Below are 15,543 nucleotides of genomic sequence, written 5' to 3' on the forward strand. Positions count from 1 at the left end.
AGTTAATAGTTGGGATTCAATCCAGTCAAGCAAAACTTTCCATTATATCATAAAATTATTTTGCAAGAGGTCTATTCTTGCTATTGCCAAGCCCAAAAAGCTGCATTTGATCGATTATAATTTGGATTTATTCAAAGCAGAAATCAGCAAAAAACAAAAAAGTCTAGTTCAAGAAGGGATAGAAAATGGAACGGTAGAGCTTCACGAAGGGGATTCTTCGACAATTTTAAGGAGCTTTACTGACGAGTATTTTGACTGGATATATATCGATGCCGACCACGAATATCAAGGTGTATGCAAAGATATTCAGCAAGGCTATACTAAAGTTAAAGCCGAAGGAATGATGGTTTTTAACGATTACACGAATTGGTCGGTATGCGAGGTAATGCCTTACGGTGTGGCGAAAGCAGTCAATGAGTTTTGTATTGCGAATAACTGGGAACTCATATTTTTTGCCTTTCAGTCCCTAGGCTATCACGATGTTGCAATCAGGAAAAATACTGGGGAAACGGCCGTGCGAATTCCGTTGCAGGAAGCCAATTCCGAATTGCAGAATTATCAATACCAAATTCAACAGCTACAGTTACAGTTGGAACAAGCTAAAAAGACGATAGACTTGATGGAAAACAATCAATCTGGGAAATTGCGATCGATCTGGCGGAAAATCCAACAAAAATTCTAGCCCAGCCTGATTGCCAAATCTAAAATATACAATGGTATTGTCCCGCTGGGGATGGTTTTTAGGTTAGATTCGATCTATGTATGCCTGATATTAGAGGTTATAGATGGAAATAGGCGTCCCCAAGGAAATCAAGGATTTAGAGTTTCGAGTCGGGCTCAGTCCCACAAGTGTCCGGGCTTGTTCGGACAAAGGTCACACAGTTTTCGTGGAAACGAATGCTGGTGCTGGGGCTGGTTTCGCCGACGAGGACTACGTTCAAGCAGGGGCTAAGATTGTTTTAAAGGCTTCAGATGTCTGGAATCGCGAACTAATTGTTAAAGTTAAAGAACCGCTGCCTGCTGAGTATCCGCTGATACAAAAAGAGCAGTTGCTGTTTACATATTTGCACTTGGCGGCCGATCGCACATTAACCGAGCATTTAATCAGCAGCGGAGTCCAGGCTATCGCCTACGAAACCGTCGAACTTCCGGACAGAAAATTGCCGCTGCTAACGCCGATGAGTATTATTGCAGGGCGTTTGGCCGTGCAGTTCGGAGCTCGGTTTCTGGAACGACAGCAAGGTGGCAGAGGAGTGCTTTTGGGCGGCGTACCGGGAGTGAGACCGGGTAAAGTTGTGATTTTGGGTGGCGGAATTGTCGGCACAGAAGCAGCCAGAATTGCTGTAGGAATGGGCGCGAGAGTGCAGATATTAGACGTAAATGTCGATCGCTTAGCCTACTTGGAAACACTGTTCGGTTCCCGAGTAGAATACCTCTACAGCAGTCCTTTGCAAATTGAAGCTGTTATCCCCGATACTGATTTGTTAATCGGTGCGGTTTTGGTGTTAGGTAAAAAAGCTCCGGTGCTGGTTTCTCGCGAATTTGTTGCGAAGATGCACCCCGGTTCTGTGATTGTTGACGTAGCCGTTGACCAAGGCGGCTGCGTGGAAACTTTGCGGGTAACTTCACACACAAATCCTACTTATGTAGAGGAAGGAGTTGTGCATTACGGCGTGCCGAATATGCCCGGTGCTGTGCCTTGGACTGCGACTCAAGCTTTGAATAACAGCACTTTGCCTTATGTTTTGCAGTTGGCAAATAGCGGGATTAAAGCTTTGGAAATGAATCCGAGTTTGGCGAAGGGATTGAACGTGCAGAATCACCGATTGGTGCATCCGGCCGTGCGCGAGGTTTTCCCCGATTTGGCCGATTAGATTCCCCTTTTTTCAGCAAATCCCGTAGGGTGCGTCAGATCAAAGCTTGTGGATTATTAATAACCGGACGCGATCTGACGCACCCTACTCAACTACACAGGGTTTTGCGATGTTTGGCTAACAGTAAATCCTCGCAACTAAAGCATTTCTCAACCCGAACAGTAATTTGTGCAAAATATTACTCGCCGTCCAGAAAAAAAATAAATTCCCCAAAACACTTGACAGATTCGCGAAGTTATGGAATAGTAGTAATTCGTGACCGATGCGGAACTGGCGGAATTGGTAGACGCGCATGATTCAGGTTCATGTGGTGCAAGCCTTCCGGGTTCAAGTCCCGGGTTCCGCATTCCAAAGGCAGAAAAAAGTTTGGGGTTAACCCGATACAGGCAATAACCCCATTCGCTCTGCTGAATTAAACAATGCTGACAAGTATTCAAAACCCCCTAGTTAAAGAAATTCGCAAGCTGCACAGCTCGAAGGGACGCAGGGAACAACAATTATTTTTACTCGAAGGGACGCACTTGCTGGAGGAAGCTTGCGCTGCCAAATACCCCCTAGCAACGGTTTGCTGCACTCCCGAATGGCTGGATCAGCACGGGCAACTTTGGGAGCAAGTTGGTAATTTAGCCGATCGCACAGAATTAGTAAGTGCAAAAGTGTTAGAGTCGATCGCCACTACAGTCCAACCCGACGGCATTGTCGCTACCGCACCCCGCACCGCAACAAAGCCTGCAAAATTGTCAACTTTAGGAATAGCCCTAGAAACAATCCAAGATCCCGGCAACTTGGGGGCGATCGTCCGCACGGCTGCGGCTGCTAATGCCGACGGTTTGCTGCTGAGCGCAGACAGCGCCGATTTAGACCATCCCAAAGTGCTGCGCGCCTCCGCAGGAGCTTGGTTTAAGCTGCCAATGGCAGTCAGTCCAGATTTAACCGCCGAAGTCTCCGCGTATAAAAATCGAGGAATGCAAATTTTAGCAACCGTCGCCGGGGCCAGTTTAAGTTATTGGGAAGTAGATTTGCGAGTGCCGACTCTGATAGTTTTGGGCAACGAAGGCTCTGGTTTGTCGGAAGAATTGAGGAGTTTGGCCGATCGACAAATCCAAATTCCCCTGAGTCGTGGCGTAGAATCTTTAAATGTGTCGATCGCCGGAGCCCTCATCTTGTACGAAGCTCAACGGCAAAGAACTGATTAGACTTATTGCATAAATTTTTGATTCATAGGGAAGCCGCAGATGCAACGCAGATGCAACGCAGATTCATTTCCAGATAGGAGAGCGAATGCCTGTCATTCAAATCTCTTATTTAATTGTTAATTAATCCTTATCTGTAGGGCGGGTTCATCAATATGTGTAACTTCACATTTATAGTCTGGGAGGCACGGGTGGCCGGAAATCCGGTTTTTTAACCAAAATACCTCCTTACAGCCCGCAGATTCCGTAAAAAGCCCGCTTTCTTGGGTTTTTTGTGCGATCGTCAACTGAAGCTGCCGGGCCTTTAAATTGTATTTTTTACTTCGCTGTGCCCCCAGCATTTCCTCCCCCTCTCCCCCTCTACCAATCTCCCCCTCTGAGATGTGGCGGATTTTGTTTATATTGATGCAAACTGTAAAGCCAGGAAAGCGGATACTCTCGTAGCAACAGTTCAGGCTGGCATGAAATAAATATGAAGAAATGTAGGCAACTGCTCTCACAAATGTTAAGATTCTTAACATAACGTAGTATTGTGCACGCCCCAACCAAAACCTAACCTGAGACGGTGCTGACTGGGAGTAGTAGCTAGCTACCATAAAATTAAGCCTCTTTAAATGGAAGGAAAGCGCAAGTCCCCGCCCGCTTTCCTTCCCAGCTAAAGCTAGGGGTTTGCGACTACCGCAAACCTTTAGAGGCACAGATCCTCAGCGGGAAAAGCTCATGAAAACTCTTAAGTCCTCAGATACAGATTCTGTTCGCGCTTACTTGCGGGAAATCGGCCGCGTTCCCTTGTTGACCCATGAGCAAGAAATACTCTACGGGAAACAGGTACAGCGCTCAGCCGCACTGCATCAGGAGAAAAATATTTTAGCCGAAGAGTTAGGCCGCGACCCGACGGCGGCTGAATGGGCACAGGCAGTTGGGCTGTCTGAGGCACAGTTGCAGCGGACGATCGAACACGGGGAAAGGGCAAAGCGCCAAATGGTGGAAGCGAATCTCCGCCTGGTAGTGTCTGTTGCCAAGAAATATATCAAGCGCAACGTAGATTTACTGGATCTAATTCAGGAAGGCACGATCGGGATGCAGCGGGGAGTAGAAAAATTTGACCCGACTAAGGGCTACAGATTTTCGACTTATGCTTATTGGTGGATTCGTCAGGCAATTACTCGGGCCATCGCCGAAAAAGGCCGCACCATCCGCTTGCCGATCCACATCACCGAAAAGCTCAACAAAATTAAAAAAGCTCAGCGCCTACTAGCTCAACAGCTTGGCCGTGCGGCCACGGCTGCTGAATTGGCATCAGAGCTAGAATTGACTCCCAAACAGATTCGCGAATATCTTGATCGCGCGCGCCTGCCACTTTCCCTGGACTTGCGCGTGGGAGACAATCAAGATACAGAGTTGGGCGATTTGTTGGAAGATACGGGTACTACCCCGGAAGATTTTGCCCTGCAATCTTCCCTGCGGACTGACTTAGACCACCTGATGGCGGAACTGACTCAGCAACAGCGAGAAGTGCTCGCCTTGCGGTTTGGTTTAGAAGACGGGCAAACCTTAACTTTGGCCAAAATAGGCGATCGTCTCAACATCAGTCGGGAACGAGTGCGGCAAATAGAACGGGAAGCTTTGACCAAACTCCGCAAGCGCAAGCAAGATATGAACGATTATCTAGCCAGCTAGGTAGATTGGGGATTGGCGATCGGACATTTCGCCCACTCGCAATCCCCAATCTAAAATCGTAAAAACCGCCGCTTTTAATTCGGTTGTGCCCACTTGGTTGCTACAAATGTCCTGCTACATTAGTAATTACTTAGTAATAAAGATCAGCAGCGATCGGATAAGGGTTATTTAATTTAACCACCCGCGTCTAAAATAACAAGCTGTATCTGCAACGGAGGTACTCGTGAGCAACTCATCTAATAAATCCCCAGAATTCTTTGAAGAAGACGGAGAAAATGCCAACTTATTATGGCAATACGTGCAGTCAATGGCTCCCGACACAGTTACTCAGTTGTCTAAGCCGACTTCTCACGAAGTGTTTCAAGTAATGGAGCGAAATATTGTTGGACTTTTGGGGAATTTGCCTTCGGAACACTTCGGCGTGACAGTGACTACCAGTCGCGAACATTTGGGTAGATTGCTCGCCTCGGCTATGATTAGCGGTTATTTTCTCAAAAATGCCGAACAGCGAATGACTTTTGAAAAGTCCATACAAGCCAGTGAGAGACACGGCTCGGACGATTAGTAGATTCTTAACATTTAAGTGGTCCAAGTGTCAAGCCCCCCCTCGCAAGATGGGGGTTTAATATTTTAGATTTTAGATTTTAGATTTTAGATTTTAGATTTTAGATTGTTGATTTTAGATTAAATAATTGAATAATTATTGATATTATTCTTAAATTCCCAATTCCCAATTCCCAATTCCCAATTCCTAATTAATATGTCTTTTTCTCCTGCTGCCCACAAAGTTATCGGCGTTGCTGCGATCTGGAACGATCGCCAACAAATTTTGATTGACAAGCGCCGACAACACGGACAGCACGGGGGTTTCTGGGAGTTTCCGGGCGGTAAAATAGAGCCTGGGGAAACAATCGAAGCTTGCATAGAACGGGAAATTATGGAGGAGTTGGGGATTGTCGTAGAAGTTGGCGATCGCTTGATTACAATTGACCACGACTACACTAAATTTACAGTTAGACTATACGTGCACCACTGCCGCCACGTCAGCGGGGAACCGCAAACGATCGAATGCGATGAAATTCGCTGGGTGACACTCGACGAAATTGACCAATTTACTTTTCCCCAGGCAAACGCACAGATTATTGCTGCACTGCGGAAAAGTTGAGTTGTAATATCAAATTCCGTGGCTACTGACCTCTGACAACTGTTAACTGACAACTAAAACTTAACTTTTATTTTTGAACCGGCAGAGTAAAGTGAAAACAACTGCCTCTATCGGGTACAGAGTCTACCCAAATTTGACCGTAGTGGGCGCGGATGATGCCTTGACACAGAGACAGTCCAATGCCGTAACCGTCGGTTGATTTATCTCGCTGCAAGCGAAAGCTGTCTTCAAAAATGCTCGCGCAATCTTCTTCAGGAATTCCCGGGCCGCTGTTGCAAATGCTGACTTGAACTTTGTAAGCCGTGCGGTGGAGAATTGAAAGATTAACAATTCCTTGGTCTGGTGTGTACTTGCTGGCGTTGTCAAGCAGGTTGACCATGACTTGTTTGATGCGATCGGGATCGGCATAAACCAAGGGCAAATCTGCGGGAATATCTGTTTCTAAGTTCAGACTTTTCGCCTGAAATTTGTCTTGAAACTGCAAGATTACATCTTGACAAATCGCCCCCAGTTCGATTTTTTTGGGTTCAATGTGGAGTTGAGCGTTTGTACCCCGGGCTGCTTCCAGGATATCTGTAATCATACGATCGACAATTCGGATTTGGCGGCGGGCTTGTTTCATCAAATGAGCCGCCAGACTCGGTGTCAAACGCGACTTTTCCCCCTCTTTCACCTTCTGACTTGACTCCAAAGTCTCCAAAGCCAAAGATGCGGCCGTCAAGGGATTTCGCAAGTCGTGAGCTAGCATCGCAATAATCCGGTCTTTCAACTGCAACTGCTCTTGCAGGTGTTCTTTTTCCTGTTTGAGGCGAAAAACTTCATCGGAAAGCTGCACAAGTTCGGCGGCGGAAGCAACGGAATAGATGGGTTTTGGGTTAGTCAAAGTTCCAGCAAGTGCTGGGGCTGACTGCTGCTGAGCTGTGTATTCTTCTACAGAACGCTTCCAGCGGGGCCACCAGTGTTCGAGTTGGGCGATTAAATTGCTGCCGGCGAGAGTTTGTCGCGGATCAGGATGAATTTTGAGCAGCGAGGGAGTGGCTACAAGTTTAAAGTGTTCGGCTAAATCCGGCTGTTCTCCTACGTCGATGATTTGAAGCTCAAAGTCACACTCTGCCTTCAAATCCTTTAGGGACTTGCGGATGTGTCTGGTCTGTTCCCGGGAAGAGGGACGCTTGTCTACAAACAGCAAAAGCTGTAAAAGCGGTTCGGAATTTACCGGCTGTTCGGGAGAACAGTCAGTGCCGGTGGTGCCGAGTGTTGGATGGACGCTGTTGAGCTTTTCGATCGGGTGAAAATAATTGAGCATTGCCTAGCCGAGTTATTTCACTTCTACTTTAATTTAATACTTACTTTAGATTTATGCTATTGTCCGATAATTTCATTACGGCGGGCAGATGATATTTTTGAGATGGAAGAAAAATGAGTCGCTGCGGGTGGTGGTTCAAGTGGCGGCCGCCTTTTTTGTGCTGTGCCTGTTGCTGACGCTGCACCGCTACTACAGCTTTTACGCTACTTACGACCAAGGCATTTTCAATCAACTTTTTTGGAACGGCACTCGGGGTCACTTGTTTGAGAGTTCCCTTTCTTCGGCTTTGTCCACTAATGTGGTTCACCAAAATCAGCTCCCGGAAGTATCTTACTATCGGTTGGGGCAGCATTTCACCCCGGCGCTAATGCTGTGGCTGCCAATTTACTCGCTGTTTCCCTCGCCCCTCACTTTGACTGTGTTGCAGGTGACTTTAATTACGGCGGCTGGAGGAGTGCTCTATGCTCTGGCCAGACACTATCTCGAACCGAGGCTGTCGGCGACAATTGTTGTGAGCTATTACTGCGCTAACGCCGTCATCGGCCCGACTTTGGGCAATTTTCACGATATTTGTCAAATGCCGCTGTATGTCTTTGGCTTGCTGCTGGCGATGGAGAAGCGCTGGTGGCCCTTGTTTGGGATTCTGGCAACTTTAATTTTGGCCGTGCGAGAAGATGGGGGAGTTGTTTTATTTGGCGTCGGAGTTTACCTGATTTTGAGTCGGCGCTACCCTCGGACTGGTTTAGCCGTCTGCATACTCAGTTTTGGTTATATGATCGTCCTGACCAATCTGATTATGCCTTTGTTTTCTGCTGACATATCCCAGCGGTTTATGATGGAGCGCTTCGGTCAATATGCCGATGGAGAGGAAGCTTCGACTCTAGAAATTATTTGGGGAATGGTGAGCAATCCCGGGCGGTTGGTGGCTCAATTATTTACGCCGTTTTTTGGTAAGATTAGATACCTGCTTGGCCAGTGGTTGCCATTAGCTTTGGTTCCTGCTTTCGCGCCTGCGTCTTGGATGATAGCTGGATTTCCGCTGCTGAAGCTATTTTTAGCGAAAGGAGAGTCGGTGCTGGCGATTAATATTCGCTATGCGATGACTGTGGTTCCAGGGCTTTTTTATGGGGCAATTCTGTGGTGGGCCCAGCGTCAAAAGGAAGAAGATAGAATGGTGAGAGAGGAAAGAATGTTTTTGCGTTTTCCTTCTGCTTTATTTCCTCTGCCTTCGTCTTCAAAGTTTCGCCGCTTTTGGGCGTTTTGCATCTGTTTGTCGCTATTTTTTACCTTCACTTCTAACCCAAATCGGACTTTTTCTTTGATTTTGCCCGATGCGATCGATCCTTGGGTGCAGGTTCCTCTCGTCAGACAATGGCAGCACGTTTTGCAAGTGCGGCCGCTATTGGCTCAAATTCCTGCTGATGCTAGCGTGGCAGCGACGAATACTCTTGTGCCGCTTTTGTCAAGCAGGCGGGAAATTCTCAGGTTTCCGATGTTTGAACTCCGCAATGATGCGGGGAAGGCAGTGAAGATGCAATATGTAATTGCCGATATCTGGCAGTTGCAGCAGTATCAGGCTGCGTTTCGCGGGGAACGGGGACAGTTGCAGGAGATCGTACCGGCGATCGATCGAATGTCTAAATCTGGAGATTACGGAATTGTTGGCTTTGAAGACGGCGCGATTTTGATGCGTCAGGGTGCTGTTTCTAATTCTGCATCGGCTGCTGCTTGGACCCGTTTTCGCGGCGAATTGGAGCCGATTTTGAAGAAACGCTAAGCGGGTAGAGGCGATCGCCATTGCTTCCCTCAGTGGCTCAAATCTTGAGGAAACCTGTTTTTTTCAGGTAATGGCGATCGAGCAATTTCGTGCAAAAACCAGGTTTAGGCATGATTTTCTGTCTTTGTTGCTGCCAAAAGTCAGGCATTGGGCATCAACTTGCGATCAACTCAAATTTGAGGAATATAATTATACAATAAATCTGTTAATCCTAAACATTAAGTTATATAAATTATTTGGAGGAAGAAAGATGAAAATTTTGGTATTGGCATGGGAGTTTCCTCCCAGAATCGTAGGCGGTATCGCCCGCCACGTATCGGAACTGTATCCTGAATTGGTAAAACTCGGCCACGAAATACACTTAATTACAGTAGAGTTCGGCCACGCGCCGATGTACGAAGTGGTGGAAGGAATACGGGTGCATCGGGTGTTGGTTGGGCACGCCAGGGACTTTTTTCACTGGGTGGCGAACCTCAACCAAAGCATGGGCCAACAAGGTGGCAAACTGATGCTTGAGGAAGGCCCCTTTGATATCATCCACGCTCACGATTGGTTAGTGGGAGATGCGGCGATCGCCCTCAAGCACACCTTTAAAGTACCGCTACTTGCCACCATCCATGCCACCGAATATGGGCGCTTCAACGGCATCCACAATGACGGGCAGCGCTACATTAACGCCAAGGAAAACGACCTCGCTTACAACGCTTGGCGGGTAATTGTTTGCAGCGATTATATGCGGCGAGAAGCCGAACGGGTACTATCGACTCCGTGGAACAAAATAGAGGTAATTTACAACGGAATTAGACCAGATAAAAAGCCCCGGTGGCACGAATTTGACGCGATGGATTTCCGCCGCAGGTTTGCTGCTGATGATGAGAAAATTGTCTATTATGTAGGAAGAATTAGCTATGAAAAAGGCATTGGTGTATTTCTAAACGCTGCACCTAAAGTAATTTGGGAAATGGGGGGTAAAGCAAAAATTGTAATTGTTGGTGGTGGCAATACAGACCATCTTAAACATTTAGCTTGGCATTTAGGAATTTGGAATAAGTGTTATTTTACTGGGTTCATGTTTGAGGAACATCTCGACAAATTCCAGACGGTGGCTGACTGTGCAGTTTTTCCCAGTCTTTACGAACCTTTTGGGATTGTAGCGTTAGAAAGCTTTGCTGCCAGGGTGCCGGTGGTGGTGTCGAATGCGGGCGGACTTCCAGAGGTGGTGCTGCACACTAAAACTGGCGTTGTTACTGAGGCAAATAATCGGGATTCTTTGGCCTGGGGGATTTTGGAGGTGCTGAAAAATCCGGGTTACGCGCGGTGGTTGGTTGACAATGCTTATGAGGATTTGGAACGCCGGTTTAGTTGGCAGAAGTTGGCGATAGAAACCGAGTGGGTTTATGAACGGGTGGTGGAGGAAAGGGCTGAGGTTGATTGGTGAAACTGACAATCAGACTCGGCGGTTTAAACCGCTGCTATACAAACCAAGTCCGCGCAACGCCAGACTAATAAATACAGGGGTATTTAAATCGGATTCGGCAATCAAAAGGCACGAAATTAAACACTTGACTGTTGACTGTTCACGGTTGACTCTGAGTCGAATATCAAGTTTTTTCGTTGCCAATATTAAGAAATTGTAACACAATGATATAGATACACTCGACCTCAGCTTGAGCGCACTCAGAAGATTTAAAGGGAATTAGCATCTTGAATATTTTTAGGGACATCGATCCCCAACCCAGACGCAGCTTGCTGACTTTATTCACCGCAGGGCTGCTATTCTGGTCAAGTTTGGCTTCGCTGCTGCCAACTTTGCCGCTGTACGTTCAATTTGTGGGTGGCACAAAACAGCAAATTGGCTTTGTGATGGGTGCATTTGCGATCGGACTTTTGCTATCGAGGCCACCGTTGGGTAAAATAGCCGACAGCAGGGGGCGAAAACAAGTTTTGCTGCTAGGCGCGACAGTTGCTGCGATCGCCCCTTTGGGCTACCTGTTAGCTCAATCTATCCCCTTACTGTTACTTATTCGCGTTTTTCATGGCATTAGTATCGCCGCTTTTACCACAGCTTATAGCGCTTTAGTAACAGATTTATCGCCGCCCGGAAAGCGGGGCGAATTAATCGGTTACATGAGCTTGGTGAACCCTGTTGGTTTAGCAGTTGGGCCGGCTATTGGCGGATTTGTGCAAGCTTGGGTTGGTTATACTCCTTTGTTTGCGATGTCGGCAGCTTTCGCTGTAATAAGTCTATTTATTACCTCCAAAATTGCGGAACCGAATTTTGCCGAATTAACAAACTCTGACTCGCTATCTGACGATAAAAGTAGCCAAAAATACTGGGAAATGCTCTGGAATCCTAGAGTGCGGATTCCGGCTTTAGTGTTATTGGTGGTTGGTTTAGTATTTGGAACTTTGAGCACTTTTATGCCTTTGTTTATCCAAGAAACGAAGGCTAATTTGAATCCTGGATTATTTTATTCTACGGCGGCTATCGCCAGTTTCGGTATACGGTTGGTCACGGGACGGGCCTCGGACAAATACGGTCGCGGCTTGTTTATTTCTGGCGGTTTAATCTGTTATGCCGTATCTATGTTATTGTTGTATTTTGCTAACAACAGCAGTTCTTTTTTAATCGCAGCTTTGGTTGAAGGTTGCGCGGGCGGTACGGTTTTGCCGATGATGGTAACGCTGATGTCTGACCGGTGCGAACCTCATGAAAGAGGCCGCTTGTTTTCGCTTTGTATTGGCGGATTTGATTTGGGAATTGCGATTGCTGGGCCGACTTTAGGCTTTGTTGCTGAACAAGTTGGCTACAGAAATATGTTTGGTTTTGCGGCTGGCCTCGCTGGCTTGGCTTTGCTGGTTTTTATTACTCAGTCTAGCAAGGGCTTGTCTAATTCGATGAAATTTGCGATCGGTCGAGGCAAAGATATTTATGCTTTGAATCACTAAACGTACCAAATTAAAAAAGTTATGAGTCTTGAATCGCGAGTTGAATTAATTTCTTAATTCAAAACTCAAAACTCAAAATTCATAACTTTTAGTAGTGGGCTTGGAGGGATTCGAACCCCCGACCTCATGGTTCGTAGCCATGCACTCTATCCAACTAAGCTACAAGCCCCTGTAGAGTTCAGATTTAATCTAAAATTGATTAAGTTCTTTTCTCACAGAATCTAACAGTAACACCATTACCAAAATAATGCAAGACTTTTCGCAAACTTTTTCTAAATTGCCCGATGTGGCACAGCTAACTCACCTCGACAACAGCGGGGAAGCCCAAATGGTGGACGTTTCAGCGAAGGTGGCGACTGTGCGACAAGCTGTGGCAGCAGGCCGGGTGCGGATGTTACCAGAGACGTTTGCGGCGATTGAAGCGGGGAATGCGCCGAAAGGTGATGTGTTGGGCACTGCAAGGCTGGCTGGAATTATGGCGGCGAAACAGACTGCACATTTGATTCCTCTGTGTCACCCTCTGCAGCTGAGTAGCGTGGAGGTGCAGGTGATAGCGGATGCTGATTTGCCGGGGTATCAAATTCGGGCGACGGTGAAAATTAAGGCGGAAACAGGGGTGGAAATGGAGGCGCTGACGGCGGTTTCGGTGGCGGCGCTGACTTTGTATGATATGGCGAAAGGGTTGGAAAAGTCGATCGCCATTGAATCGATTCGACTGGTGAGCAAAAGCGGCGGCAAGTCAGGGGACTATGAAAATTTCGAGGCATAAATTTTCTACCTTGAGAGGGATGTAGAATTCAAAAAGCTGCACTTAAGATTAAAATAGGCAGAGAACTACTAACATCAAGTGAAAAACTATGCCTCCTCGTTGGCCCCGCAAACCCGATCGCAATGATCCAGAGTATCGCCGTTTAGATGACCGGATGAATTTTGCTATCCACGTCGGTCTTTTTTCTGCTACCAATTCTGGTTTGTGGTTTGTTCACAATTTGCAAAAGGCTGATTGGCCTTGGGCAATTTCGGTAACGGGTGGATGGGCTCTAGTAGTTTTGGCCCACGCGATTTACCATTTTGCTATCGCCGATTATTCGCCCCTCACCAAAGATTCTGGCTGAAGGCAGTTGTCGGCGATTTGTTAAGTCTTTTGATTGATAACAAATAACTTTGTGCTTTTTTGATATGGCTAATACTACACAGGCGATCGAATCCTTAGCAGCCGAAATCGGCGAAAATGTCTACATTGACATTGCCAAATGGCATTTGTATCTAAGAGATGCTCACCTGCATACAGTTGTTGCCGAACAACTTTATTCCATGCTCGAAGATGGCAATTTAGATGCTGACAAAGTTGAACGAGTTTTGCAAGGAATTCCAGTCAAGTTGGGCGGCGGCAAGCGGGAAGTGCCACTGGCAGAGTTGATTCCGATGCAGTGTCAAGTTCAATTGATGGATGTTCTGGAGGAATTTCAGCGGAAGATGTAATCAGAAATTGCGCGGAACGTCTGTATGTAGGGTGGGCAATGCCCGCCTTATTTTTTTGAGTATATTTTTACAATTTCTTTAGACTTGTTATTGTGTAGACAGTCTTGGACGCAACTTTTTAACGTAAGGATTCAGGTCGGAAAAAGGGGAATGAGCTCAGGCATAGTCAAGTCACAAGAATGGGCCTCTAGAGCCTCACGGAAAAAAGTCATTACTGAGCGAGCTTGAAAACGACAGGTTTGAATCACACTAAGTAGATCAGCAGTTTCCTCAAATCGCTTCATCGAACGAGAGCCACCAGACACTTTCCGTTTCGTTACAGCTAGCCGTAAAGAACGTTCTGCTAAATTATTATCTGGAGGCACCGAGGGGTCATTGAGAAAATACCACCATTGTTCTGCCTTATCTCGTAAGGATTTGAGCAACAAACCTGCTGCATAAGCAACTTGGTTCAACCAAGTAGCAAGGGCTTTATTCAATCGTATTTTGAAATCCTGCGCCCACGAGTCGTAGGTGAGTCGATCCTTCGTCTTTCGCCAGGCCTCATGGGCGATAAAAGCTTCATCAATTAATGAAAGAAATATTTGAGCGACTTCTGCATTATTATTGTTTCCCCCAAGTCCCAGCACTTTCTTAAAATGCCGCCGTAAATGAGCTAGACACTTCTGTTGGGCTGTGATTGTGCCACCATTATAAACACTGAAATCATCTGAGCTTAAGACTCCAGCAAATTCTTTACCCAGCATGGTTTCTAGTTCCACCCGCCCCCTGGTATCTGCCGCATGAAATAAACAGAATCCTTCTCCACTAGCCGTCCATAGCCATTCTTTGACTCCCATGACACACCACGGTGTTTCATCTACATGAACATTTAATTGAAGAGGTGCCCATTCCCACAGTGCTTTGAGCGCTGGTTTGACTGCTGCTGCTACTCGTTGATTGGTTTTTTGGAGTGTTCCCACTCCCACTTCTATCCTGCCGAGTTCCCACAACAATTCAGTCAGCTTGGCGTAGGAAAGATGTCCATAATTCCCCAGCCCGACTAAGAGTGCTTGGAGATTAACGCTCAAGTCTTGTCCTGAAACTATTCCCAAGGGTGGTTCTCCTCTGACTACTGCACCACATTCGAGGCATTTACACGATTGTGTCTGATATTCGACGACCTCGATTGGTTTTGCTACTAGACTTGCTACTTGCTGTCTGTGGATGTTAATTACTTCACTTAATTCTTTACTGCCACAATTTTGACAGATGTCGGGTGAACTAATTTCAGTTCTGTCTACTCGTCCAAACCCTTTTCGAGTTTTTCCCTGATGACCTGGTTGTCCACCTGGTTTCTTTTTCTGGTCTTCTTCTGGTTTGAGAGTTGGTTTCTCTGGTTTTTGGAGTAGATCCGTTGATGGGGGTTTTGATGAAGTCTGGCTGGTGGTTCGACTTTTTCCCGTAGCAATGGCTAGTTTTTCTTGTAATTCTTCAATAATTTTTTGCAGCCCCAGTACCATTTCCACCAGTTCAGCTTGGCTCAACTGCTCGATGAAGGTTTTTTCTTTCTGTCTGGTGGCTGCGGGCTTTTTCATTCGTTTATTTTACCAGATGCCGCCACTGAAGTTTTTTTTGACCTGAATCCTTACTTTTTAACTTTGACACTCTCTGTAGTGGTAAGGTGCGCCATAACCACCCTAGAGTAGTGGTAAGGTGCGCCATAACCACCCTACAATTGGAGTTGGTGCGTAAGTCTTAGTAGAGTGTCAAATCTTCAGTAGTGGTAAGGTGCGCCATAAGCACCCTACAATTCTGGCATTAGCGAGTAATAGCAGCAAAAAACAATTTGTAACTGTATTCAATCGAACAGAATTTTAATTCGCCGTGAGACGAAAATACACAGTTATTAAAAGACGAGCTTGGTATTGACCAAAGAAAGTAATGGTGTTAAAATAGTTAGCGATTATAAATTTCCTAGCTGTCTCAATGTTCTTGCCAACAAGAAAACATTTAATCATCAAAGGTGCAGCCTACAAAAGCAAATTTTGTACCAAATATACTAGACCTCTTGCAAAATAATTTTATGATATAATGGAAAGTTTTGCTTGACTGGATTGAATCCCAACTATTAACTT

Annotated in this window: 15 protein-coding genes and 2 tRNA genes; 13 read left to right on the top strand and 4 right to left on the bottom strand. The window is 46.3% G+C overall.

Going from position 1 to position 15,543, the window contains the following annotated elements; genetic code table 11:
• The 4 genes from QUA74_RS27895 to QUA74_RS27910 all read left to right on the top strand — a co-directional run.
• On the top strand, nucleotides 1–682 hold a 682-nt coding region (locus QUA74_RS27895), incomplete at its 5' end, for a class I SAM-dependent methyltransferase (RefSeq protein WP_333335579.1).
• 103 nt (nucleotides 683–785) lie between these two features.
• Nucleotides 786–1,874 (top strand): alanine dehydrogenase, encoded by a 1,089-nt coding sequence (gene ald / locus QUA74_RS27900; RefSeq protein ID WP_333335582.1) that lies wholly within the window; start codon nucleotides 786–788, stop codon nucleotides 1,872–1,874.
• Between the two features lie 264 nt (nucleotides 1,875–2,138).
• Nucleotides 2,139–2,220, top strand: a tRNA-Leu gene (locus tag QUA74_RS27905).
• Nucleotides 2,221–2,293: 73 nt separating this feature from the next.
• Nucleotides 2,294–3,070, top strand: coding sequence for an RNA methyltransferase (locus QUA74_RS27910; protein WP_333335585.1), 777 nt, complete (start codon nucleotides 2,294–2,296; stop codon nucleotides 3,068–3,070).
• A 116-nt stretch (nucleotides 3,071–3,186) separates the two neighbouring features.
• Here QUA74_RS27910 and QUA74_RS27915 read toward each other — a convergent pair whose 3' ends face one another.
• Entirely contained in the window at nucleotides 3,187–3,663 is a 477-nt protein-coding gene (locus QUA74_RS27915; RefSeq protein WP_333335588.1) for a hypothetical protein, read from the bottom strand.
• 124 nt (nucleotides 3,664–3,787) lie between these two features.
• On the opposite strand from QUA74_RS27915, the gene QUA74_RS27920 reads away from it, so the two are divergent.
• The 3 genes from QUA74_RS27920 to mutT all read left to right on the top strand — a co-directional run bounded on the left by QUA74_RS27920 (nucleotide 3,788) and on the right by mutT (nucleotide 5,912).
• Entirely contained in the window at nucleotides 3,788–4,747 is a 960-nt protein-coding gene (locus QUA74_RS27920; RefSeq protein WP_333335591.1) for an RNA polymerase sigma factor, RpoD/SigA family, read from the top strand.
• 223 nt (nucleotides 4,748–4,970) lie between these two features.
• Nucleotides 4,971–5,312: a DUF760 domain-containing protein gene (locus tag QUA74_RS27925; protein WP_333335595.1), complete on the top strand. Its 342-nt coding sequence runs from the start codon at nucleotides 4,971–4,973 to the stop codon at nucleotides 5,310–5,312.
• A gap of 195 nt (nucleotides 5,313–5,507) precedes the next feature.
• A complete protein-coding gene (gene mutT / locus QUA74_RS27930; protein ID WP_333335598.1) occupies nucleotides 5,508–5,912 on the top strand; it encodes an 8-oxo-dGTP diphosphatase MutT in 405 nt (134 codons plus the stop codon).
• Nucleotides 5,913–5,979: 67 nt separating this feature from the next.
• Here the strand turns inward: mutT and QUA74_RS27935 are convergent, their stop codons facing one another.
• Nucleotides 5,980–7,218: a histidine kinase gene (locus QUA74_RS27935; RefSeq protein WP_333335601.1), complete on the bottom strand. Its 1,239-nt coding sequence runs from the start codon at nucleotides 7,216–7,218 to the stop codon at nucleotides 5,980–5,982.
• An 88-nt stretch (nucleotides 7,219–7,306) separates the two neighbouring features.
• Between QUA74_RS27935 and QUA74_RS27940 the strand changes: the two genes are divergently transcribed.
• The 3 genes from QUA74_RS27940 (at nucleotide 7,307) to QUA74_RS27950 (ending at nucleotide 11,944) form a co-directional block, all read left to right on the top strand.
• On the top strand, nucleotides 7,307–8,995 hold the full coding sequence (locus QUA74_RS27940) for a DUF2079 domain-containing protein (RefSeq protein ID WP_333335604.1): 1,689 nt from the start codon (nucleotides 7,307–7,309) through the stop codon (nucleotides 8,993–8,995).
• A gap of 250 nt (nucleotides 8,996–9,245) precedes the next feature.
• Nucleotides 9,246–10,433, top strand: coding sequence for a glycosyltransferase family 4 protein (locus QUA74_RS27945; RefSeq protein ID WP_333335607.1), 1,188 nt, complete (start codon nucleotides 9,246–9,248; stop codon nucleotides 10,431–10,433).
• Between the two features lie 266 nt (nucleotides 10,434–10,699).
• Nucleotides 10,700–11,944 (top strand): MFS transporter, encoded by a 1,245-nt coding sequence (locus QUA74_RS27950; protein WP_333335610.1) that lies wholly within the window; start codon nucleotides 10,700–10,702, stop codon nucleotides 11,942–11,944.
• Nucleotides 11,945–12,039: 95 nt separating this feature from the next.
• Here QUA74_RS27950 and QUA74_RS27955 read toward each other — a convergent pair.
• A tRNA-Arg gene (locus tag QUA74_RS27955) sits at nucleotides 12,040–12,113 on the bottom strand.
• Between the two features lie 78 nt (nucleotides 12,114–12,191).
• On the opposite strand from QUA74_RS27955, the gene moaC reads away from it, so the two are divergent.
• The 3 genes from moaC (at nucleotide 12,192) to QUA74_RS27970 (ending at nucleotide 13,426) form a co-directional block, all read left to right on the top strand.
• Nucleotides 12,192–12,713, top strand: coding sequence for a cyclic pyranopterin monophosphate synthase MoaC (gene moaC / locus QUA74_RS27960; RefSeq protein WP_333335613.1), 522 nt, complete (start codon nucleotides 12,192–12,194; stop codon nucleotides 12,711–12,713).
• An 88-nt stretch (nucleotides 12,714–12,801) separates the two neighbouring features.
• On the top strand, nucleotides 12,802–13,059 hold the full coding sequence (locus QUA74_RS27965; RefSeq protein WP_006633890.1) for a 2TM domain-containing protein: 258 nt from the start codon (nucleotides 12,802–12,804) through the stop codon (nucleotides 13,057–13,059).
• Nucleotides 13,060–13,123: 64 nt separating this feature from the next.
• Nucleotides 13,124–13,426 (top strand): DUF3181 family protein, encoded by a 303-nt coding sequence (locus tag QUA74_RS27970; protein WP_333335616.1) that lies wholly within the window; start codon nucleotides 13,124–13,126, stop codon nucleotides 13,424–13,426.
• Nucleotides 13,427–13,557: 131 nt separating this feature from the next.
• Here QUA74_RS27970 and tnpC read toward each other — a convergent pair whose 3' ends face one another.
• Nucleotides 13,558–15,003, bottom strand: coding sequence for an IS66 family transposase (gene tnpC, locus QUA74_RS27975; protein ID WP_333335619.1), 1,446 nt, complete (start codon nucleotides 15,001–15,003; stop codon nucleotides 13,558–13,560).
• Nucleotides 15,004–15,543: the final 540 nt, after the last annotated feature.

The organism is Microcoleus sp. LAD1_D3, assembly GCF_036702135.1.
In the GTDB taxonomy this organism is placed as follows: Bacteria; Cyanobacteriota; Cyanobacteriia; order Cyanobacteriales; family Microcoleaceae; genus Microcoleus.

Excerpts from the sequence above, each read along its gene's own strand:
- ald (WP_333335582.1), top strand. The coding sequence starts at position 786 with ATGGAAATAGGCGTCCCCAAGGAAATCAAGGATTTAGAGTTTCGAGTC.
- QUA74_RS27910 (WP_333335585.1), top strand. The coding sequence starts at position 2,294 with ATGCTGACAAGTATTCAAAACCCCCTAGTTAAAGAAATTCGCAAGCTG.
- QUA74_RS27915 (WP_333335588.1), bottom strand. The coding sequence starts at position 3,663 with ATGGTAGCTAGCTACTACTCCCAGTCAGCACCGTCTCAGGTTAGGTTT.
- QUA74_RS27920 (WP_333335591.1), top strand. The coding sequence starts at position 3,788 with ATGAAAACTCTTAAGTCCTCAGATACAGATTCTGTTCGCGCTTACTTG.
- mutT (WP_333335598.1), top strand. The coding sequence starts at position 5,508 with ATGTCTTTTTCTCCTGCTGCCCACAAAGTTATCGGCGTTGCTGCGATC.
- QUA74_RS27935 (WP_333335601.1), bottom strand. The coding sequence starts at position 7,218 with ATGCTCAATTATTTTCACCCGATCGAAAAGCTCAACAGCGTCCATCCA.
- QUA74_RS27940 (WP_333335604.1), top strand. The coding sequence starts at position 7,307 with ATGATATTTTTGAGATGGAAGAAAAATGAGTCGCTGCGGGTGGTGGTT.
- QUA74_RS27945 (WP_333335607.1), top strand. The coding sequence starts at position 9,246 with ATGAAAATTTTGGTATTGGCATGGGAGTTTCCTCCCAGAATCGTAGGC.
- moaC (WP_333335613.1), top strand. The coding sequence starts at position 12,192 with ATGCAAGACTTTTCGCAAACTTTTTCTAAATTGCCCGATGTGGCACAG.
- QUA74_RS27965 (WP_006633890.1), top strand. The coding sequence starts at position 12,802 with ATGCCTCCTCGTTGGCCCCGCAAACCCGATCGCAATGATCCAGAGTAT.
- QUA74_RS27970 (WP_333335616.1), top strand. The coding sequence starts at position 13,124 with ATGGCTAATACTACACAGGCGATCGAATCCTTAGCAGCCGAAATCGGC.
- tnpC (WP_333335619.1), bottom strand. The coding sequence starts at position 15,003 with ATGAAAAAGCCCGCAGCCACCAGACAGAAAGAAAAAACCTTCATCGAG.